We start from the raw sequence: 21966 nt of genomic DNA on the forward strand, positions 1-21966 counted from the left end.
CGAAACGCTTCATAATGGCGGCCAATTTGTTTAGCTCGTTATTCTGGTGTGCCCGCATGGAAATTAAGGTCAACTTTCTCGACAACCTTCGGCTTGAAGCCAAGTTCGATGACTTCACGGTCATTGCCGACCAGCCCATCCGCTACAAGGGCGATGGTTCGGCACCGGGGCCATTCGACTACTTCCTGGCTTCGTCGGCGTTGTGTGCGGCGTACTTTGTGAAGTTGTACTGCCAGACGCGCAATATTCCCACCGAGAATATTCGCCTGTCGCAGAACAACATCGTCGACCCGGAAAACCGCTACAACCAGATTTTCAAGATCCAGGTCGAATTGCCCACAGATATCTCCGACAAGGACCGCCAAGGCATCCTGCGCTCCATCGACCGCTGCACCGTGAAGAAGGTGGTGCAGGCCGGGCCGGAATTCGTGATTGAGGAAGTCGACAACCTCGACGCCGATGCCCAGGCGCTGTTGATGCCCAACTCCACGTCCGCAGCAGGCACCTACATTGCCGGCAAGGACCTGCCGCTGGAGCAGACCATCGCCAACATGTCGGCGATTCTCGCGGGCCTGGGCATGAAGATCGAGATTGCCTCGTGGCGCAATATCGTGCCCAACGTGTGGTCGCTGCATATCCGCGACGCCCATTCACCGATGTGCTTTACCAACGGCAAAGGCGCGACCAAAGAGGGCGCGCTGGCGTCGGCGCTGGGTGAGTTCATCGAGCGTCTGAACTGCAACTTCTTCTACAACGACCAGTTCTGGGGCGAGGACCTGGCCAACGCGCCGTTCGTGCATTACCCGGACGAACGTTGGTTCCAGCCGGGCCCCAACGATGAGCTGCCGAGTGAAATCCTCGATGCCTACTGCCTGAAAGTCTACAACCGCGAGGGCGAGCTGCGTGGTTCACACCTGTTCGACACCAACTCCGGCAACGAAGCCCGTGGCATTGTCTCGCTGCCGTTCGTGCGTCAGTCCGATGGCGAGGTGGTGTATTTCCCGTCCAACCTGATCGAAAACCTCTACCTGAGCAACGGCATGAGCGCCGGCAACACCTTGGCCGAAGCCCAGGTGCAGTGCCTGTCGGAGATTTTCGAGCGAGCGGTGAAGCGCGAAATCATCGAAGGCGAATTTGCGCTGCCGGACGTACCCGCCGAAGTGCTGGCCAAGTACCCGGGCATCCTGGCGGGTATCGAAGGCCTGGAAGCCCAGGGCTTTCCGGTGCTGGTCAAGGACGCGTCCCTGGGCGGTGAGTTCCCGGTGATGTGCGTGACCTTGATGAACCCGCGTACCGGCGGCGTGTTCGCTTCGTTCGGCGCGCACCCCAACCTGGAAGTGGCGCTGGAACGCAGCCTCACCGAGCTGCTGCAAGGCCGTAGCTTCGAAGGCTTGAACGACCTGCCGCAGCCGACCTTCGAAGGCCAGGCGGTCACCGAGCCGAACAACTTCGTCGAGCACTTTATCGATTCCAGCGGCGTAGTGTCGTGGCGCTTCTTCAGTGCCCAGTCGGATTATGAATTCGTCGAGTGGGACTTCTCCGGCCAGGGCGAAGACTCCAATGCCCAGGAAGCCGCCACGCTGTTCGGCATCCTCGAAGGCATGGGCAAAGAGTCGTACATGGCGGTGTATGAGCACCTGGGCGCTACTGCCTGCCGCATCCTGGTGCCGGATTACTCGGAAATCTATCCGGTGGATGACCTGATCTGGGACAACACCAACAAGGCGCTGTTTTTCCGCGAAGACATCCTCAACCTGCATCGCCTCAGCGAGGAGGAGCTGCAGGCGTTGGTCGAGCGCCTGATAGAAAGTGAGCTGGACGACTACACCGATATCACTACGTTGATTGGCATTGAGTTCGACGACAACACCGCGTGGGGCCAGTTGACCATCCTGGAGCTGAAACTGCTGATCTTCCTGGCGCTGAAGCAGTATGAAGAGGCTAAGGAATGCGTAGAGATGTTCCTGCAGTACAACGACAACACCGTTGAGCGCGGCCTGTTTTACCAGGCGATGAACGCGGTGCTGGAGATGGAACTGGATGATGACCTCGAGCTGGCTGACTACGAGGCCAACTTCCGGCGCATGTTCGGTAATGAGCGCATGGACGCGGTGATCGGTTCGGTTGACGGCAGTGTGCGCTTTTATGGGCTGACGCCGACCAGCATGAAGCTGGAAGGCCTGGACCGGCATTTGCGCTTGATCGACAGCTACAAGAAGCTGCATGCGGCGCGGGCCAACATCACCCAAGGCTGATACACAATGATCGTTCCGACGCTCCGCGTGGGAATGCAGTCAGGGACGCTCTGCGTCCCCAAGCGTGACGCAGAGCGTCACCGGATGCGTTCCCACGCGGAGCGTGGGAACGATCAAATTGAGTTAGATGTGGGCCAAGGCTTGCGCCAGATCGGCGCGCAAATCCTCCACATCTTCAACCCCCACCGACAAGCGCACCAGCCCATCGCCAATCCCCAATTGCGCTCGCGTCGCCGCCGGGATGCTGGCATGGGTCATGATCGCCGGGTGCTCGATCAGGCTTTCCACGCCCCCCAGGCTCTCGGCCAGGGCGAAGATCTTCACGTTTTCCAGAAAGCGCGTCGCGCCGGCCAAGTCGCTGTTCAAGTCCACTGAAATCATCCCGCCAAAGCCGCGCATCTGCTGTTTCGCCAGGTCGTGCTGTGGGTGGGATTTGAGGCCCGGGTAGTGAACCCGTGACACTTGCGGCTGTTGCTCCAGCCAGGTGGCCAGGTCCAGGGCATTGCTGCAATGGCGCTCCATGCGCAGCGCCAGGGTTTTTACCCCGCGCAGGGTCAGGAAGGCATCGAACGGCCCGGCGATGGCGCCGATGGAGTTTTGCAGGAAACCCAGGCGTTCGGCCAGTTCAGCGTTGTCACCGACAACAGCGATACCACCGATCACATCAGAATGCCCATTGAGATATTTGGTGGTGGAGTGCACCACGATGTCGAAGCCCAACTCCAGCGGGCGCTGGATCCAGGGGCTGGCAAAGGTATTGTCGGCCACGCAGATAATCCCGCGGGCACGGCAGATGCGGGCGACGGCGCGCAGGTCGGTCAGGCTCAGCAGCGGGTTGCTTGGGGTTTCGACCCAGACCATGCGCGTGTCGTCCTGCAATGACGCTTCAAACGCCGACAAGTCGCTGAGGTCGACATAGCTGAAACGGTGCCCGGCACTGCGCTGGCGCACTTTGTCGAACAGCCGGAAAGTGCCGCCGTACAGGTCATTGCCCGAGACGATATGCGCGCCAGCATCCAGCAGTTCCAGCACGGTGGAGATCGCCGCCAGCCCCGAGGCAAACGCAAATGCCTGGCTGCCGCCTTCAAGGTCGGCCACGCAGCGTTCCAGGGCGAAACGCGTGGGGTTATGGGAGCGGCCATAGTCAAAACCCTTGTGTACGCCGGGGCTGTCTTGCAGGTAGGTGGAGTTGGCGTAGATCGGCGGCATCAGCGCGCCCGTGGTCGGGTCGGGTGACTGCCCGGCGTGGATCACACGGGTGGCAAACGCGCTTTTATCGGGCTGGCTCATGCAAGGGATCTCCGTAGGTGGTTAAGCAGGTCGACGCGGGTGATCAGGCCATGAAAGCCTGAAGCGTCGGCAATGATGGCGACCAGGCCGCGATCCAGTTCAGCCTGCAGTTCGGCCAGGCTGGCGTTGGGGGCCAGGGTGTGCAGGGTGTTGGTCATGGCGCTGGCGACGGTCATGGAAAAATCTGCGGCGTCGTGGTGCAGGCCCAGCAGGATGTCGGACTCGTCGATCACGCCCACCAGGGTCTGGCCATCGACCAGCACCGGCAGTTGCGACACGTCCGCCAGGCGCATGCGCTGGAAGGCGGTGAGCAGGGTGTCGTCGGGGCTTACGCTGATCACGCGGCCGTCTTCGAAGCGGCGCGCGATCAGGTCGCGCAGGTCACCGTAGTGCTTGTACTGCAAAAGGCCGGCGTCGTTCATCCACTGGTCGTTGTAAACCTTCGACAGGTAGCGCGTACCGGTGTCGCAGACGAAGGTGACCACGCGCTTGGGGTCGGTTTGCTCGCGGCAGTAGCGCAAGGCCGCGGCGAGCAGTGTGCCGGTGGATGAGCCGCCGAGTATGCCTTCGGCCTTGAGCAATTGGCGGGCGTGGTCGAAGCTGTCTGCATCACTGATGGAGTAGGCGTGGCGCACGCTGGACAGGTCGGCAATCGAAGGGATGAAGTCTTCGCCAATACCTTCCACGGCCCAGGAACCAGGGGTTTCCAGCTTGCCGCTGCGGCTGTATTCGGCCATCACCGAACCGACCGGGTCGGCCAGCACCATGGCCAGTTCGGGTTGCACGCGCTTGAAGAACCGCGTCAAACCGGTGAGGGTGCCGGCCGAGCCGACGCCCACCACAATGGCGTCCACGTCGTGCTGGGTCTGCGCCCAGATCTCCGGCGCGGTGCTGGTCTCGTGGGCCAAGGGGTTGGCCGGGTTATTGAACTGGTCGGCGAAGAACGAGCCTGGAATATCCTTGGCCAGCCGTGCCGCCACGTCTTGGTAATACTCGGGATGGCCCTTGCCCACATCGGAGCGGGTGATATGCACCTCGGCGCCCATGGCCTTGAGGTGCAGCACTTTTTCCGTGGACATCTTGTCGGGCACCACCAACACCACCCGGTAACCCTTGGCCCGGCCCACCAGCGCCAGGCCCAGGCCGGTATTGCCGGCGGTGGCTTCAATGATGGTACCGCCCGGGCGCAAGCGACCGTCGCGTTCAGCGGCGTCGATCATCGCCAGGCCGATGCGGTCCTTGATGGAACCGCCGGGGTTTTGCGATTCAAGCTTGAGAAACAGCGTGCAGGGGCCGGTATCGAAGCGGCTGACCTTGACCAGCGGGGTATTGCCGATCAGTTCGAGTACAGCGGGGCGTGAAGGGGTGGGCATGTCGTCTCCTGGTTACGGGATGGGCGCAGGGCGGGGGACAGCAAAAAAACAGCATGGCTTGGAACATAGGCCGGTATTGACGGTGTCGCAACCGGGCGTCCGTTGTATGACTTTTTTTGCCGCATGGGGGAGGGCGCGCAATCCAGAGGTAGGAGCTGGCTTGCCTGCGATGGTCATAGGTATCTACACAAATTTGGTGCGACGCTGAACCTGTGGCGAGCTAGCTTGCTCCCGTGACGGCCTGACAACCGGCGTCGATCTAACTAACGCGCCGCGATTCAAATGTGGGAGCTGGCTTGCCTGCGAAGGCGGTCTGCCAGCCGACCGGAATATTGGATTTGACCGAGTACATATCCATTATTAAGGTAACGGCCACCGATGGTTCCGCCCTGACGGCGGCTCACTTTGCAAAAGCCGGGATGCCGGCCCAGGCCAAAGTAAGCAAAACGCTCTTGCCCCACCACTCGGCACCTCGCCTAGGCTCGGTGTGCCCGTAATCCGCCAGCGCGGTTTAACGGGGCGCCTAAGATCAAGAGCGACTCGCTTCGCATCGTGGTTGCCGTCTGCTGTTACAACCCACAAAGTTGTGTAGATACCTATGCTGCGATGGCGGTGGTGCTGTTGGCATTTACGCTGCCTGACCCACCGCCATCGCGGCCTCGCCAAGGCTCGAGCGCTCCCACCGTTCAGTTTCCGGCAATGGCGGCTTCGATGGCAGCGATGTCGATTTTGGTCATGGTCATCATCGCTTCAAATGCGCGCTTGGCGACGGCAGGATCTTTACTGGTAACTGCATCGACCAACACCCGCGGCGAGATCTGCCACGACAGCCCCCACTTGTCCTTGCACCAACCGCAAGCGCTCGCCTGCCCACCGTTGTCGATGATGGCATGCCACAAACGGTCGGTTTCCTCCTGATCCTCGGTAGACACCTGAAAGGAAAACGCTTCACTGTGCTTGAACAGGGGGCCGCCATTGAGACCCACGCAGGGGATACCCAGCACGGTGAATTCCACGGTCAACTCATCGCCCTGCTTGCCAGCCGGGTAGTCGCCAGGCGCACGGTGTACGGCCTTTACTTCGCTGTCGGGGAAGGTGTTGGCGTAGAAGGTCGCTGCCTCCAGAGCATCGCCGTTGTACCAGAGGCAGATCGTATTTTTGTTGTTCATCGCAAGGCTCCTCGGGTTGAAAGGTGCATGAAGTCTAGACGAACAACCTGCAACACTACTCAGGCTTGCACCGCCTCCCGGCCAGCGCGTGAGTCGGCCCGCCGCGAACGCCAGCTCAGCCCCAATACCATCAGCAAGCCCAGGCCCGCCATCAGTGCGCCTGCCAGGGAAATGGCCGGGTAGCCGAGCCCGGCATTGATCACTGCACCTCCCAATGCCGCACCAATTGCATTCCCAAAATTGAATGCACCGATGTTCATCGCCGAAGCCAGGTTGGGCGCATCCTTTGCGGCCTCCATCACCCGCATCTGCAACGGCGGCACCAGGGCAAAACTGGCAGCGCCCCACAGCAGGATCGACAACGCGGCGGGCAGCGGCCATTGCATAAGCACCGAAAAGGCCAACAGCACAGCAATCAACACCACCAGCGAGATGATCAAGGTGCGGTCCACCGAGCGGTCCGCTGACTTGCCACCCCACACATTGCCCAGGGTGAGCCCGATTCCGAACAGCACCAGCATCCCCGTGACGAAGTTGGTCGAAGCGTGGGTGACATCGCGCAGAATCGGAGCGATGTAGGTAAATACCGTAAACATCGCACTCGAGCCCACCACGGTCAGGGCCAGCGCGGCCAGCACCGGCCCGCGCCCCAGCACACGGATTTCCGCCATCAGGCCGCCACCCTTGGGCGCGGGAGTATTGGGCAGGGCCCACCACAGCGCTGCCATGACCACCGCGCCAAGCCCGCTGATGCCCCAGAACGCGGTGCGCCAACCAAAGTTCTCGCCAAACCAGGTCGCCAGGGGCACGCCGCCAATGGTTGCGAGGGTCAGCCCCATGAACATCGCCGCCACGGCCCCCGCGCGTTTCTCGGGCGCCACCAGGCTTGCGGCCACGATCGAGCCAATCCCAAAGAACGCTCCGTGATTGAGCGACGTCACCAGCCTGGCGATCATCAATGTCTGGTAGTTGCTGGCCAACGCCGACAGCAAATTACCCAGGGTAAAAATCGCCATCAGCCCTATCAGCAGATAACGGCGGGGCACCCTGGCCGTCGCCAGGGTCATGATCGGCGCGCCAATCAACACGCCCATGGCGTAGGCGCTTACCAACAGCCCCGCAGCGGGAATGGAGACATCAAGATCAGCGGCGATACCGGGCAACATGCCCATAGGTGCAAACTCTGTGACCCCGATGCCAAAGGCACCGACGGACAATGCTACAAGGGGGGGATTGATACGCATGGGTGACTCCTCATCTGTGAGCCAAATGCTACAATCCTGCCTTTTGCAGCAGTAGCCCTTGGTTGGGAACTACAGCTTTGCGCAGGAGGCACAAATGGACATCGGCGGGCGTTCGGGAGAGATGGAAGTGTTCACCATGGTCGCCGAGCACGGCAGCCTGTCGGGCGCGGCCAGGGCCTTGGCGCTGACCCCATCGGCCATCAGCCGCATCATTACCCGCACCGAACAGCGCATCGGCACCCGTCTGCTACTGCGCACCACCCGCGCCATCACCTTCACCGCCGAAGGCGAAGCCTACCTGCGCGGCGCCCGACGCATCCTCGCCGACATGGCCGAAGTCGAAGATGCCATCACCGACCAGGGCGCCCCACGCGGACGCCTGCGCGTCAGCGCCGCATTTGCCCACGGCCGCATGACCATCGTCCCCCTGATCGCCGCCTTCAGCGCCCGCTATCCCGCCATCGTCGTCGACCTGATGCTCGGCGATGAAGTCGTGGATATTCTCGGCGGCCAAGCCGATGTCGCCATCCGCTTCGGACCCCTTGCTTACAGCCCCCTGACTGCTCGCCTTATCGGCTCTACCGGGCAGGTTATCGTTGCTTCACCGGAGTACCTGGCACGGCATGGCACCCCCGTGACGCCGCAGGATTTACTGCAACACAACTGCCTGCGCTTCAACTTCCGTAGAGCGGCGCCGGATTGGCCGTTTCGGGTGGAGGGGCGGGAGTTTTCGTTGAAGGTGGCGGGGACGATTGAGGGGAATAGTGGTGAGGCATTGGCGCAGTTGGCGAAGCTGGGGGCGGGGGTGGCGAGGATTGGGGCGTTTAGTGTGGTGGAGGAGGTGAGGCGGGGGGAGTTGGTGGTGTTGCTGGAGAAGTTTAATCCTGGGGATGTGGAGCCGATTCATGCGGTGTTTGTGGGGGGAGGGGCGATGCCGGCGCGGGTTAGGGCGTTTGTGGATTTTTTGGTGGAGAGGTGTGGTAGTTGAGGAGATGCGAGAGGAGGAGGAGCGGCGAATTCGGGCGTCAAAGCGGGCGTTCAACGGTCTATTAAGCAGGAGATGATTCGCATATGAATGCTATCAACCCACACCAGCTCTTCATTTGAGTCATCAGCAAACCCTCACGGGAGACCAAGAAGCTGGTGATAGGAGGGCGCAAGGACATCCGGCGATTGGCCAAATGATTGACAAAATGACTACCGATGTCGTAGAAGGCGTTTTGATATCATCTTGACTCTATCTGAATACTGGAAATTATGAAGACTTCGATCCAGACAGCAGCAGACGCACTTCAGAACGCGTTATCGAATCCGGCATATAAGGTTATAGCGCTTACCGGCAAGTGGGGAACAGGTAAAACCCATTTGTGGCAGACATTGAGCCCTAAAAGCAAAGATATTTTGGAAATTTCAGCATTTGGTGTGAAAAGCGTAGAAGATATCAAAATAAAATTATTTCAGGATAGCGTAAAGCTCATCAATGGTAAGACGAAGGATTTCGCGGCTAGTGCTATAAGCGTCCTTGAGGCTATCCCTAAAAAATTCCTTGGTTTGAGTATAAGTGATGCAGCGCTAACTCTTTTGCCCCAAATGGTGAAAGGGAAAACGATCGTCATTGATGATATTGAAAGAAAAAATAAATCCCTTGAAATAAGTGAAATTTTAGGTTTGATCAATGAATGTGCCGGGAAATACGGGGCAAAGTTCCTGTTAATACTGAATACGGATAGCATGGAGGATAAGCAGCTATGGCAAGGCCTTCATGAAAAAATAATTGATAAAGAAATCGCCTTGAATCCGTCACCGGAAGATAGCTTTAAAATAGCAGCGGACGGTCTCAATACTCCTTTGATTGCTATAGCGAAAGAGGTTTTCGCAGAGCACAAAATAAAAAACATAAGGATCATTAAGAAGACGCTACAGGCCCTGGTCGAGATCATGCCCAAGCAGAACTCACTGCCGGAAAGCCTATACAGGGCTTACATACCAACAGTGATATTTTTGGGTATCTGCTATTTTCGTGGCTTCAGTAATGGACTGACGCTGGACTATTTGGCCAATCACATTTTCATGCAGCCACAAGAGTCTGAAAATGAAGAGTGGAACGTAATGATTAACAAATTTTCCATACGGGCAAATAAATTTTCCGAGTTGGCAATCGACTACTTCAGGCTTGGCGTCACAGGGCATGAGGATATGGCTCTGTTTTTCAAGCCATTGAAAGAAAATGTCCAAAGAGCTGAATTCCAAAACAGACTTGAGGCCTTTACCACGGAACTTTACTGGAACCTTGAACAGACGGAAAGTCATGTTCAATCATTTTTGCAGTCTTTGAGGAAAGACATATATAGATTAGATGCGGGCCAAATTGTAAGGCTTTTCGATGATCTTCAACTACACGGGTATAGTAAAGAGGCGGAGAGCTCATTGTCCGCTTGGCTGAAGGAGGCTGAAGGTGATGCTGACGCTTACAAAAAACTTGAATATGTGTACCGAGAGCGAGTGCCGAAGAGACTGTGGGAACTAAAAGCCAAGCTGAACCCCCCAAAAGAAAATATTTTGTCTTTAAAAGACGCAGTCCAGAACTATTTATTGAAAAGTCAACTTACCCAAAAGGAAATTAACACTTTATCAAGCTCCACTTTTTTAGAATACGAGGCGACACTAATGTCACTAACAACCGCTGAACTCAAAGACTTCTTTGAATTGCACTTTCGTTTGGGAGAAAAGCGTGAGAGCTACTGGCGCTCCGCGCAGGAAAACTTTATCGCTGCTTGTAAAAATATTTCGACAACCGCCCCCGACACGAGACTAGGGAAAATCTTGTACCGAGAATTGAAACTGCGCAAAATTTAAAAAGCATAAATCGAACGATGTCGGACATCAGTTGGCTTGCGATGGTTTAGGACGAAAGTATACAAAAAGGGACAGGTCTATCGATATTTAAATAACGTTGTCCCCTTTTTGTCTTTGAATTGAACGCTGAGAAAACTTACTCAGCGTCTAATCAGCTTTATTTAATAACTAGCTCCAGCTAAATTCCATATGTGCTGCGGACATGGTCGTACATACATGGGAGGCCAAGTTTCTCAAAAAAAGTATCTGCAAACGCGACGGCGCTTGCTGTTGCCCAGCGAGCACAGCCCGCCCCGAGCACTTTGTCGGGGTAAAAGGGGTTTCCAAGTCCGGTCAGCCTATTAAGCTCAAACCGTCCGCGTAGTTTTTTCTCGAACTTATGCTCCTTATTTTCATTGCTATCGCTAAAGTTTAATATTGTCTCTGGCTCATAATGAACCAGCGCATTACGGAGATCGATTAGGAGCTTTACGTCCTGATACGGCTTGGCATCTCTCGGTATTCTCGGCTTTCCATTTAACTCAAGTACCAGTTCAAATTTCTCAAGCATTGTCGATCGTTTGAGCGACGACCTCCTCCATAAAGTTGCCATTACTCCGCTGTTCTCAAGCCCTTCTATTCGGACTGGATCAAAACCTTCACTGCAGTCAGCCCACAGCTCGTTGATCGCTGCCTCTAAGAACGCAACTGAAAGCATGATACTGGTAACCACGCATGCCGTGTGCTCGCGGAGCCCCTCATTCGAAGCAGAATCACCGAGAGTGAGTATTGGTTCAAGCGTGGCTGCCCGCTGGGAGAAGAGTGCAGCCGCTGATAGATGTGTTATTGATAGATAATGCCTTGAGGACATGCTGATAGATAATTTTATAGTCATGGGCTTCCCTACGTTAAGTGCACTTATTCTGAGATTTTTCCACCATGCCGTTATGGTTTATCGTTCTTCGAGATGATGGACTGATTCGAGCTTAACATCTTCAGTGTCTCTTGCTTTCTCAAGCATGACACTACATCCACATTATTAGTTGTGAAGAAAGAAAAGCAGTCCGCTTTTAGACGTTTGTGGCCCACAGAAGTACCCAGTTTTACCTCCAAAACCTTCCAGCAACTGTCGCCCAATAGCCTCCATCAAATCACACCCGTCCCGCAACAGTATCACCAGCAACCGGGCAAAAATCCGAAAGCACCACGCAGTCAGCCTCCACCTCACCCCGAAAAACGATGTTTTCCAATACTTGAGTCACGGTACGAATACGAGAGTCAGCCATATTGCTTGCAGCATCTCGAGCGGTGCTTGCGAGTCTCACCTCCTCCCTGGCATTTCCCCGCGCCGTCTCGCTTTTTAAGCTTGCTGAAACGTTTCATCGAGTTTATAAAACGCAAACAACTCCAATAAAGGCCACCGCCATGACCCCGCTCAAACTCCTCGTTGCCCTCAGCGCATTCTCTGCCGCCTCCCAAGCCCTAGCCTGGGATTACGTGCTGCTCGATACCGACAAAGCCGCCCAGAACTGGCAGGTCACCAGCCAGCAGCTCGGCATCCAAACCGACAAGCCCTTCAGCGTTACCCTGCGCACCCTGCACGGTGGTCGGCAGGAGGGTGTGAGCATCGTGGATATCGACAACGGCACGATGAAGCTCTCGGTAGTGCCGACTCGTGGCATGAACGTGTTGCAGGCGTCGGTCGGCGATGTGCGCATGGGCTGGGATTCGCCGGTCAAGGAAGTGGTAAATCCGTCCTTTATCGAGCTCAATGGCCGTGGTGGTCTGGGTTGGTTGGAAGGGTTCAATGAGCTGGTCACCCGTTGCGGCTACGAGTGGGTTGGGCATCCTGGCATCGACAACGGCGAACTGCTGACCCTGCACGGTCGGGCCGCCAATATTCCTGCGAATAAAGTCACCCTGCATATCGATGAAAAACCGCCGTACGCCATCACCCTGCGCGGCGAGCTGAAAGAGCAGGCGTTCAAGAAGGTCGATTTCTCCGTTGCGACCGAACTGGTCACCGAGCCTGGCAGTGTGGTGTTCGCCCTCAACGACATGCTGACCAACAATGGCGATTATCCGAAGGAATACCAGGCGCTGTATCACAGTAACTTCAGCACGCCGTTCCTGGAGCAGGGCGCGCGTTTCGTTGCGCCGGTGAAGCAGGTGTCGCCGTTCAACGACAAGGCCAAGGGCGAACTGGCCGACTGGCAAACCTACCGTGCGCCGACCAAGGACTATGACGAAACGGTTTACAACGTGGTGCCGTATGCCGATGCCAAGGGCGATACCTTGACCGTGCTGCATAACAAGGCCGGCAGCCTGGGGGTTTCGGTTGGCTTCAATACGCAGACACTGCCGGTGTTTTCCCTGTGGAAGAACACTGATACCCAAGGGCAGGGCTATGTCACGGGGTTGGAGCCGGGGACGAGTTTTTCGTACAACCGTCGTTATCAGCGGCCATTGAACCTGGTGCCTACGATCGGGGCGAAGGAACATAAGCAGTTCCGTATCAGCTACAGCTTGTTGGCGGATAAGGCGGCTGTTGAAAAGGCCTTGAAGCAGGTCAGCGAGATTCAGGGTGGGCGGGAGACTGAGGTGCGGCAGACGCCTTTGGTGGATCTGACCAAGGGGTGACATTGGCTGGAGCCTTCACGCGGGGCCCGGCGTTCTTCATCGACGCCGGAATCGCCCTGCAACTGTAGGAGCGAGCTTGCTCGCGAAAAAACCACAGGCGCCGCGTTCACTCAGGAAGCCCGCGTTATCGTTGAAGTTCTTCGCGAGCAAGCTCGCTCCTACATTGGGGTTGGCATTGATATTGGGCCCTGTTCAGCGCAGGGCTTTCTGTCATCGACGGGCATGCATACTGGAATAACCGTATTTCAGGAGCATCTCCATGATTCGCAGAGCATTACCCACCGACGCAAAAGCCATTGCCCAGGTGCATATCAGCAGTTGGCAAGACGCCTATCGTGACCTGATGCCTGCCCAGTTCTTGAGCGGATTGCAAGCAACGCTGGCTAGGCGCGAAGCCCATTGGGTACGCTCGATTGCCTCGGGTGAGTCAACGGTATGGGTCGCCGAGGTGGGCCAGCAGGTGGTTGGCTGGATAGCCGTGGGCGCCAGCCGTGACGAAGACGCCGTGCAGGCCATTGCAGGTGAGGTCATGGCCATCTACGTACTCGCCGAGTATTGGCACACCGGCGTCGGGCGGGCCTTGTGGAATGCCGGCTTGCAGGACCTGTTGGCGCAAGGCTATGAGCGTTTAACGCTGTGGGTCTTGGCCGGTAATGAAAGGGCGATTCGATTTTATCGCCGGGCGGGGTGTGTCGAGGAGGCCGGGACTGAGCGCCATCTGGAGAGGGGCGGTGTGGCGCTGGTGGAGGTGAGGTATGGTTTGCCGTTGAGATAGCCTAGGTATTTACGCAACTTGGGCATCAGTGGGATCGTTGTCGGCTGCCAGGCCGTCATCGCAGGCAAGCCAGCTCCCACATTTGGATCGCGGGGCATCAGTTATGTCAGCGTCGGCTGCCAGGTCGTCACGGGAGCAAGCGCCCTCGCCACAGGTGCAGCGTCTTACTGAAGGTAGGTGGATGTCGATGACGGTCAACTTCACAGGGGCATTCACACCTCACTCATGCCTTACGCGCAGTCAACAACACCGCCGCGGCCGCTGACAACAAACCCGCGCAGCAGCGATTGAACAGGCGCTTGCCCTTCGGCTCGGCAAACCAGCGGCGCATATGCAGGCCCATATAGGCGTAGGCGCTGATGGCGACCCATTCCAAGGCCAGGAACATCACACCCAGCAGGGCAAATTGCGCGGCGATGGGTTGGCCGGGCACCACGAATTGCGGGAGGAAGGCGGTGAAAATCAGGATCGCTTTGGGGTTGCCCGCGGCCACCAGAAATTCCTGCCGCGCCAAGGCCCACAGGCCTACCTTGCTCGTCGCGGTGTCCACCTGCTGCTGCGGGTCTGCGCGCCATAGCTGATATGCCAGGTAAAACAGATACGCCGCGCCGAGAATCTTGATCCCGTAGAACAACAACTCCGAGGTTTGCAGTACCACCGCCAAGCCAGCGGACGCGAGGGCGATCATGCCGGCGAAGGCCAGCAGACGGCCGAGACCGGCGAGGCAGGAGGTGCGGTAACCGTAGCGCGTAGCGTTGCTCACCGACAGCAGGTTGTTGGGGCCGGGCGCCATGTTCAGGGCGAAGCAGGCGGGGAGGAAGAGGGCGAGGGTGGCGAGGTCCATGGCGGCTCCGGGTTGGCAGGTCGGGGAGTCTTGAGGATAAACGCATGAAGCGCGGTTTAACACTCCGTGGCTGGGCTTATGGCCCCGCGAGCGCTTCAGGTGCCGCGCCAAACAACCGATCGGCAATTTGCCTGCCCCGTTCCAAGCCTTCCTGCGTCAACCAAATGGATTTGTTTTTGTTCACCGGATTACTGATAAAACCTTGCTCGTGGAGTCGGTTCATTATTTGAAAGTCGTGGCCTTTCCATGAGTTGCCGTTATCAAAGCTGAAGGTGGTCAGCAGGGCAAGTACGGCTTCCTCAATCAGTTTTTCGTCGTATTCCATATTGGGTACTCCGCTTGAGTGACACAGACCCTGTTGAGTTTACGCTCAACATCACGCAGCACTCCACACCGCTAACTCATACCCATCCGGATCGGTGAAGTGGAACCGGCTGCCACCAGGAAACGAAAATGTCTGGCGGGTTATCACCGCTCCCAGCTGTTGAAGCCGCTGCTGCACACTGTCCAAGTCATCTGCGTACACGATAACCAACGGGCCGCCCGGCCGCACAGGCTCGCCGGTGGTGAAACCACCCGTGAGCCGGCCATCGCTGAACTCGCTGTAGGTGGGGCCGTAATCGACGAAAGTCCAGCCGAATGCAGCGCCGTAGAAGGTTTTGCTGCGGGCAATGTCGCTTACGTTGAATTCGATATTGTCGATCTGTCGGTCTCTGCCACGAGTACTCATGGGGGCTTCCTTGGCCGGTGTGCAAGGCCGGAGTGTAGCGTACCTCACATCCTTTTCATTCATCGATAGGGCCTTTGTGATTAGCCAGTATCTCTGAACACTGCATCCAGCCAAGGTGTGCTTATCTTTGTCGAGGGTCACTCTAGAATGGCGGCGTACTTCTCCCAATTAAAGGAATGTTGTCATGCCTAATCATTCAATCAATGGCAAGGTTGCACTGATCGCAGGTGGCGCGAAGAACCTCGGCGGGTTGATCGCCCGCGATCTGGCCAAGCATGGCGCCAAGGCTGTGGTCGTGCACTACAACAGCGATTCCAGCCAGGCTGACGCGAACGCAACCGTCACCGCAATTGAGGCGCTAGGCGCGAAGGCTGTGGCCTTGCAAGCAGACTTGACCACGGCGGGAGCGATGGAAAAACTCTTCAACGATGCCGTCGCCGCAGTCGGCAGGCCGGACATCGCGATCAATACCGTGGGCAAGGTGCTGAAAAAGCCAATGGCTGAAATCACGGAGGCGGAGTACGACGAGATGATGGCCGTCAATTCCAAGACTGCGTTCTTTTTTATCAAGGAAGCCGGCAAGCACCTCAATGACAATGGCAAGATCTGCACTATTGTCACTTCACTGCTGGGCGCTTTCACGCCCTTTTACGCTGCATATGCCGGCAGCAAGGCGCCGGTAGAGCAATTTACGCGAGCGGCGGCGAAGGAGCTGGGCGTTCGGGGTATTTCGGTCACGGCAGTAGGGCCGGGGCCTATGGACACGCCGTTCTTCTACCCGGCCGAAGGTGAGGATGCGGTCAGTTACCACAAGACGGCTGCCGCGCTGTCGCCGTTCTCGCGCACGGGCCTGACAGATATCGAGGATGTGGTCCCGTTCATCCGTAACCTGGTGAGTGACGGCTGGTGGGTGACTGGCCAGACAATTTTGATCAATGGCGGCTACACCACCAAGTAAACGGTCAACGCGCAGGCGCAGACGTGGTGAGCGCCGATCGATCCGTGCCCCCCGAGCATTGAGAGCCCATGGATAGAATCGAACAGTACCGCGTCTTCGTTCAGGTCGCAGAGCTTGGCAGTTTCATACAAGCGGCACGGCTGATGAGGCTGCCACGCGCAAGCGTGTCGGCCGCCATTCAACAGCTGGAGGGCAATGCCGGCACTCGACTGCTGCACCGGACAACCCGCAAGGTCTCCCTGACCGCCGATGGCACCCAGTTACTGCTGAAGGCGCGCCAGGTCTTGCTGGACATCGATGATATCGACCAACTGTTTAACAGCCATCAGGAACAGGTCATGGGCCGTCTGGAAGTGGACGTGCCCAGCCGCATAGCGCGGCGCCTGGTGATGCCTGCGTTGGGCGAGTTTCTCCGCCGCTACCCTGGGCTCCAACTCGGCCTGGGCTCCACCGATCGCGCCATTGATCTGGTACAGGAAGGCGTGGACTGTGTCATTCGTTTTGGCACCCCGCAGAACAGCAGCCTGGTGGTGAAACCGTTGGGCAAGGTGTTGCTGGTCAATTGCGCGAGCCCCGCCTACTTGGCGGAATTCGGGGTGCCCACACAGCCTTGCGATCTGCAAAACCGGCATGTCTGTATCGGCTACAGCACGAGCGCAGGCGGCCAGGAAACGGCCTGGGAATATTGCGTCGATGGCACCGCGCAGGCTGTCATGATGCCCAGCCGTGTGGTGGTCAATAATGCCGAAAGCTATATCGCAGGATGCTGTGCAGGGCTTGGCTTGATTCAGGTGCCGTTGTTCGATGTTCAGCATTTATTGGACAGCGGCGAATTGGTGGAGGTGATGGCGGCCTATCGGCCGGCCCCCATGTGCGTTTCAGTCCTGTACCCGACTCGCCGCCAACGCTCTCGTCGCCTTGGCGCGTTCATCGATTGGTTTGCCGCCTTGATGGCTCCGCATCTGGAGCCTTGATGCACTCCAGCGGTATGCCCACCTGTTCTCTCTGACTCGCCATGTTCCGGGTCGGGCTCAAGGATGAAACCTGCGCCCCAACGCATCCAGCCGCACCGCGATCGGTGGCAGGCGTTCGCTGCTGCGGGCGAGCGTCTCGACGTCGTCGGCGGTGTTCTGGGCGATGCTCTGTACCGACTGCAAGCGCTCGACGATCTCCAGGTTTGCCGAGGTCTGCTCGCGGGTGGTGGTGACGATGTGGCCGTTGAGTTGGTCGATGTGCGCGATGTCCTCGCCCACAGCCCGTAGCATGTCCACGGCCACTTGGCTGTCTGCCACGCAGCGCTCTACGCCTTCGCGGCTGGCGTGCATGGCTTCGACGGCTTGTCGGCTGCCGTGTTGCAGGCCCTCGATGATGCTCTTGATTTCCTGGGTGGAGAGGGCGGTGCGCTGGGCCAGGCTGCGCACTTCATCGGCAACCACGGCAAAGCCACGGCCTTGCTCGCCGGCGCGGGCAGCCTCGATGGCGGCGTTGAGGGCCAGCAGGTTGGTCTGGTTGGCGATGCTGCTGATCACTTCCAGCACCGAGCCGATTTGCTCTGCCTGCACCGCCAGGGATTCCACGGTCGACTCCGTGCCGTTGATGCGCGAGGCCAATTGGCTGATTTCATGTTGGGCGCGGCCGACGCTTTCCTGGCCGCGCACAATCTGCTGGCTGGCCTGGCCTGCATGTGCCACTGCCTGTTCGACCTGCACCGTAATGTGGCCCATGGCGTCTTCCATGCGCTGCATCGAACCGGTCATTTCGCCGATCTGGGCCAGTTGATGCCGTGCGCCTTTTTCCAGGGTGCCGCTCGCGCTGGCCAGTTCCTGGCCGAGCTGGCCCAGGCCATGGGAGTCGCGGGCGACGCCGTCGATCAGGTGGGTGAGTTGCTGCAGGAAGTGGTCGAACCGCTTGGCGAGGGATACGTGGGCCTTGCCTTCACCTTGGGCGGTTTCCACCGTGAACTGCGAGGTAACGGCGAGCATCTTCTCCAGCATTTCCTGGCTCTCCACCGCTTCGGCCTGGCTATGGAAGGCCAGGTAGAGCAGGGCGACGGTCTCCATCACCACATAGAAGGCGTGGACGAACACCATCGTCCAGCCGCCGTGATGCTCCATCACAAACACAGGGAAACCCTGGTGCTGCAAGGCATGGAACACCACGTGATGCACCGCGATGGTCAGTGCCGCCACCAAAATCGGCAGCCAGTCACGGTAGAAGGTCAGCACCGCCAACAGCGCGAAAATGCCGAAGTGGGATTCGATCACTCCGTGCGCCTGGTTGATGTGCAACGCCGCCATCACCATCAAGCCGGCGCCCAGTGCACAGCGCATCACGCGGGTGCCGCCGATGACGCGATACAGCGCCGTGAGCACCACGCCGGTGCCCCCACCGACGATCACGGCCTGCATGAGGGTATCGTGCCAGAACGCCAGGCCGAGGGAGAACAGGCACATCAGCCAGATCAATGCCAGCATGATGCGGTCGGCCTTGCGATAGTGCTCTTGAAAACGAACGGGCATTCACTCTTACTCCATGAGAGGGGGGCGTCGAGGTCTAGCAAGCACGCGGTGTGCCACACAGGCGCGCCGCTGTGGAGTGAAGCAGATGTTCAGGATTGTTGCCGGTTACCCACGCGTTATCGGCATGTGGGCGTGGGACTTTAAGAACGGCTGCCCGAGCGGGCAGCCGAGGTGGGCAGGGGGCTCAGAAACTGTACTTGGCGGTCAGCATCATATTGCGGGGGCTGCCATAGGAGTCGCCACCATAGTCCACATCGTTGGAGATGGACTGGTAGTAGTGGCGGTCGAAAATGTTGTTGGCATTGAGCTGCAAGTCCAGGTGCTGATTGACCCGGTAGCCCGCCATCAAGTCGGTGACGGCGTAGCCGCCTTGCTGGAGCCGGTAGTTGCTGCCATCCGCTAGCTTGATGTCGTTGTACATGCGGCTCTGCCAGGAGATATTGCCGCCGACGCGGAGTTTTTCCAGCGGGCCCTGGAAGTTGTAGCGTGTGGTCACTTTGAACAGGTGCTCCGGGATGTCGGTATCGAACTGCTTGTTGACCTTCTGCGGGTTGGCGTCGTCCTTGATGGTGTGGGTGCGCGCATAGGTATAGCCGCCGCCGACCTGCCAGTTTTCGGTCAAGGCGCCTTGCAGTTCGAAGTCGATACCCTGGCTGCGGATTTCGCCCGAGGCTTCTGCACAGGACGCCTGCGGGCAGTTGGGCACCACCACGGCCACGGCGCGGTTTTCCTGGTCGACGCGGAACAGCGCCACGCTGGCATTCAGCGCGCCACCAAAATATTCGCCTTTGACGCCCACCTCATAATTTTTACCGACGATGGGTTTGAGCGGAGTGCCGGCTGTGCTCTTGTCTTTTTGCGGCGTGAAGATGTCGCTGTAGCTCACGTATACCGAATGCTGGTCGTCCAGATCGTAGATCAGGCCGGCGTAGCGGGTGAGGTTGCGGGTGACCTTGTAGTCGCCGGCGGCATCACGGTTGTCGTAGTCGTACCAGTCCAGGCGAGCGCCGAGGATCAGCTTCAGCGGGTCGGCCAGGCTCAGGCGGCTGGTCAGGTAGAAACCGTCCTGGGTGGTGACTTCGCGAACGTTGTTGGTGCGGGTGAAGTTCGGTTTGCCCGCATTGATCGGCCAGTTGAGGTCGTAGGGGCTGTAGTTGTGGGTGGTCATGTCGTAGATGCGCTTGCTGGCGCCCACCACCAGTTCATGGGTACGGCCGAACGCCTCGAACGGGCCGCTGGCAAAGGCGTCGAGCCCGGCCTGGTTTTCATCGTAGCTGGCCTGGTACACCGTGCGGGCGAGGGTGTCGTTGGTCCAGCGCGATTGGTAGGAGCCGGAGAACAAGGCGTTCTGTTCGGCATAGTTGGCGTTGACCTGCAGGCTCCAGTCGTTGGCCAGGCGCTGGCGCAGCTCAGCGAACACGGTGTTGATTTCCTGGTCCTTGTTCTCCCAATCGGTGCCTGGGTTATAGGAGCGCGACAGGCCCAAGTGGCGCCCATCCAGGCCGACCATCGAAGCGCCCCAGAAGTAGTTGGTCTTGTCCTTCTGGTTCGAGTAACCGAGGGTCAGGGTGGTGTCTTCGCTCAGGTCGGCTTCGGTGACGGCATAGAACAGGCCATGATCCTGCTCGGCCTTGTCGATAAAACTGTTGGCATCGCGGTAAGAGGTGACGACGCGGCCGCGCCAGGTGCCACTGTCATTGAGCGGGCTGGAGGCGTCGAGCTCGCCACGGTAATCGTCCCAGCTGCCGACGGCGCCGGTGAGGGTAACTTTCTGCTCATCCAGTGGCCGCTTGCGGATCAGGTTGATGGCGGCCGAAGGGTTGCCTGCGCCGGTTACCAGGCCGGTAGCGCCGCGCACCACTTCGACGCGGTCGAACATTGCCAGGTTCGGCTGGGCGCCTACCGACGCACCGTTGTAGCCGCTGGGGATACCGTCATACATGAGGTTGTCGATATCGAAACCGCGTGCGGTGAAGGCTTGTCGCCCAGGGCCGTTGGAATAATTGAGGAACAGCCCCGGCGTGGCGTTGACCACGTCGTTGATGCTGGTCATGGCCTGGTCATCCATGCGCTGGCGCGTGATCACGGTGACGGCCTGCGGGGTTTCGCGCAAGGTCAGCGGCAGTTTGGTCGCGGTCTTCATCGAGCCGGTGGTGTACGACTCGCTGCCTTCGGTGGTTGCGCCAAGCTGTTGGCCCGAGACCTGGGTAGCGCCCAGCTCGATGGTGGCCGGTGCTTCGGCGTCGGCGGCAATGGCCGCATTGGAGGTTGCTAGCGCGATAGTGATTGCCATCAGACTGGGTGTAAAAACGTTGCCGCCGCGTTGTTGCACAGACATGAAAGTAGGGCTCCCCAAGTGCCTTCCGTGGCGAATAGTAAATCTGTTGATAATTATTCGCATCAGTCTGACAGATTGAGTCTGTAGGGAAAAGTCCAAACTCTGTAGGAGCGAGCTTGCTCGCGAAAGACTCACAGGCGCCGCGTTGATTCCGGAAACCCGCGTTATCGTTGAGGTTTTTCGCGAGCAAGCTCGCTCCTACAGGGTGGTGTTCAGGTGAACAGGATTTCGTAGGGCTCGCGCATGCGCTCCAGCAATATCTGCGCGAGCATCGGCGGTAAGCCAATTTGTGGGTCACCCACCAATTGGCTGGCGTAGGCATGGGCGGCGTGCAACTTGCGCGCGACGGTCCAAGTGTCCAGGCGGACCTTGCGTGCACGTTGCCAGGGCATTACCGCGCTTTCCCGGGCCGGCCAATGCCAGGCCCAAATCGGCAGTTCATACAGTTGCGCACCTACCAGGCTGCACGCCTTGGCACTCGCGCGACCGACGGCGTCATGGTCGTCATTGCCGTCGTTGCGCCAGGTGGTAAACACCACGTCGCCAGGTTGCAGGTAGCGCGCGATGAATTGGCTCATGGGCTGTTCACGGGCCGCCAGTGCATCATCACAAAACCCGCCACGAATCCATTTCAGGCTGTGCAAAGGCATGCCCAATCGGCGCAGGGCCTCGGCGCTTTCCTGGGGGCGCACCACGCTCAAGCGGCTGGCCGGCCATACCTGAGAGCCGGGATGGCTGGCGCTACCGTCGGTGATGGAGATCAATTGCAGCGGATGCTCGCGGGTGCTGAGCAGTTGCAGCAAACCGCCGCACGCCAGCACTTCATCGCCAGGATGAGGTGCGATTACCACGACGCGAGCACCGGGTGGTACCAAGGTGTTCAGGGAGATGATGGGGGTTTGCGCCAACTGCGGCGCACTGTTCCAGATTTGCACGGGGCCGCGACGGCCTTCGCTTAAGGAGGCAGGCTTCATGGGGTGTCACATCCTTGTCGGT

At 58.5% G+C, this 21966-nt stretch carries 18 protein-coding genes and 1 pseudogene; 7 read left to right on the forward strand and 12 right to left on the reverse strand.

What is annotated here, in order from left to right; translation table 11 throughout:
- Positions 1-56: 56 nt before the first annotated feature.
- A complete protein-coding gene (locus tag FXO12_RS04015) occupies positions 57-2255 on the forward strand; it encodes an OsmC domain/YcaO domain-containing protein (protein WP_057975777.1) in 2199 nt (732 codons plus the stop codon).
- Between the two features lie 123 nt (positions 2256-2378).
- Here the strand turns inward: FXO12_RS04015 and FXO12_RS04020 are convergent, their stop codons facing one another.
- From FXO12_RS04020 to FXO12_RS04035, 4 genes are all read right to left on the reverse strand, one after another.
- The gene (locus FXO12_RS04020; RefSeq protein WP_019817159.1) at positions 2379-3545 is read right to left on the reverse strand and encodes a cystathionine gamma-synthase; all 1167 of its coding nucleotides are present in this window, start codon (positions 3543-3545) and stop codon (positions 2379-2381) included.
- Positions 3542-4918 carry a cystathionine beta-synthase gene (locus tag FXO12_RS04025; RefSeq protein WP_057975778.1) on the reverse strand — a complete coding sequence of 459 codons (1377 nt, stop codon included), beginning with the start codon at positions 4916-4918 and terminating at the stop codon, positions 3542-3544. The genes FXO12_RS04020 and FXO12_RS04025 overlap by 4 nt, the downstream gene beginning before the upstream one ends.
- 686 nt (positions 4919-5604) lie before the next feature.
- A complete protein-coding gene (locus tag FXO12_RS04030) occupies positions 5605-6087 on the reverse strand; it encodes a VOC family protein (RefSeq protein WP_057975779.1) in 483 nt (160 codons plus the stop codon).
- A gap of 59 nt (positions 6088-6146) precedes the next feature.
- Complete coding sequence (locus tag FXO12_RS04035) at positions 6147-7331, reverse strand: MFS transporter (protein WP_054897361.1); 1185 nt, start codon at positions 7329-7331, stop codon at positions 6147-6149.
- Positions 7332-7425: 94 nt separating this feature from the next.
- Between FXO12_RS04035 and FXO12_RS04040 the strand changes: the two genes are divergently transcribed.
- Positions 7426-8319, forward strand: coding sequence for a LysR family transcriptional regulator (locus FXO12_RS04040; RefSeq protein ID WP_057975780.1), 894 nt, complete (start codon positions 7426-7428; stop codon positions 8317-8319).
- A 269-nt stretch (positions 8320-8588) separates the two neighbouring features.
- A complete protein-coding gene (locus tag FXO12_RS04045) occupies positions 8589-10187 on the forward strand; it encodes a P-loop NTPase fold protein (protein ID WP_057975781.1) in 1599 nt (532 codons plus the stop codon).
- Between the two features lie 178 nt (positions 10188-10365).
- Here FXO12_RS04045 and FXO12_RS04050 read toward each other — a convergent pair whose 3' ends face one another.
- Entirely contained in the window at positions 10366-11061 is a 696-nt protein-coding gene (locus FXO12_RS04050) for a hypothetical protein (protein WP_232458751.1), read from the reverse strand.
- A 144-nt stretch (positions 11062-11205) separates the two neighbouring features.
- Positions 11206-11487: pseudogene (locus FXO12_RS28890) on the reverse strand (hypothetical protein); the annotation flags it as partial.
- Positions 11488-11591: 104 nt separating this feature from the next.
- Here FXO12_RS28890 and FXO12_RS04055 point away from each other — a divergent pair.
- Both FXO12_RS04055 and FXO12_RS04060 read left to right on the forward strand, forming a co-directional pair.
- Positions 11592-12806 (forward strand): aldose 1-epimerase family protein, encoded by a 1215-nt coding sequence (locus FXO12_RS04055; RefSeq protein ID WP_057975782.1) that lies wholly within the window; start codon positions 11592-11594, stop codon positions 12804-12806.
- A gap of 259 nt (positions 12807-13065) precedes the next feature.
- Complete coding sequence (locus FXO12_RS04060; protein ID WP_057975783.1) at positions 13066-13581, forward strand: GNAT family N-acetyltransferase; 516 nt, start codon at positions 13066-13068, stop codon at positions 13579-13581.
- A gap of 223 nt (positions 13582-13804) precedes the next feature.
- On the opposite strand, the gene FXO12_RS04065 is transcribed toward FXO12_RS04060, so the two are convergent.
- The 3 genes from FXO12_RS04065 to FXO12_RS04075 all read right to left on the reverse strand — a co-directional run bounded on the left by FXO12_RS04065 (position 13805) and on the right by FXO12_RS04075 (position 15155).
- Positions 13805-14425 carry a LysE family translocator gene (locus FXO12_RS04065; protein WP_057975784.1) on the reverse strand — a complete coding sequence of 207 codons (621 nt, stop codon included), beginning with the start codon at positions 14423-14425 and terminating at the stop codon, positions 13805-13807.
- 76 nt (positions 14426-14501) lie between these two features.
- Positions 14502-14750: a DUF6429 family protein gene (locus FXO12_RS04070; protein ID WP_003191615.1), complete on the reverse strand. Its 249-nt coding sequence runs from the start codon at positions 14748-14750 to the stop codon at positions 14502-14504.
- A 51-nt stretch (positions 14751-14801) separates the two neighbouring features.
- Positions 14802-15155, reverse strand: a complete 354-nt coding sequence (locus FXO12_RS04075) for a VOC family protein (protein WP_057975785.1) — start codon at positions 15153-15155, stop codon at positions 14802-14804.
- Positions 15156-15339: 184 nt separating this feature from the next.
- On the opposite strand from FXO12_RS04075, the gene FXO12_RS04080 reads away from it, so the two are divergent.
- Positions 15340-16113, forward strand: a complete 774-nt coding sequence (locus FXO12_RS04080) for an SDR family oxidoreductase (protein WP_057975786.1) — start codon at positions 15340-15342, stop codon at positions 16111-16113.
- Positions 16114-16181: 68 nt separating this feature from the next.
- A complete protein-coding gene (locus FXO12_RS04085) occupies positions 16182-17087 on the forward strand; it encodes a LysR family transcriptional regulator (RefSeq protein ID WP_057975787.1) in 906 nt (301 codons plus the stop codon).
- A 57-nt stretch (positions 17088-17144) separates the two neighbouring features.
- Here FXO12_RS04085 and FXO12_RS04090 read toward each other — a convergent pair whose 3' ends face one another.
- The 3 genes from FXO12_RS04090 to FXO12_RS04100 form a co-directional block, all read right to left on the reverse strand.
- Complete coding sequence (locus tag FXO12_RS04090) at positions 17145-18632, reverse strand: methyl-accepting chemotaxis protein (RefSeq protein ID WP_057975788.1); 1488 nt, start codon at positions 18630-18632, stop codon at positions 17145-17147.
- Positions 18633-18816: 184 nt separating this feature from the next.
- Positions 18817-20970 carry a TonB-dependent siderophore receptor gene (locus FXO12_RS04095; RefSeq protein WP_057975789.1) on the reverse strand — a complete coding sequence of 718 codons (2154 nt, stop codon included), beginning with the start codon at positions 20968-20970 and terminating at the stop codon, positions 18817-18819.
- 212 nt (positions 20971-21182) lie between these two features.
- Entirely contained in the window at positions 21183-21944 is a 762-nt protein-coding gene (locus FXO12_RS04100; protein ID WP_057975790.1) for a PIG-L deacetylase family protein, read from the reverse strand.
- Positions 21945-21966 lie beyond the last annotated feature (22 nt).

Origin of the sequence: Pseudomonas sp. J380, assembly GCF_009827115.1 — a bacterium.
Lineage (GTDB): Bacteria > Pseudomonadota > Gammaproteobacteria > Pseudomonadales > Pseudomonadaceae > Aquipseudomonas > Aquipseudomonas paracarnis.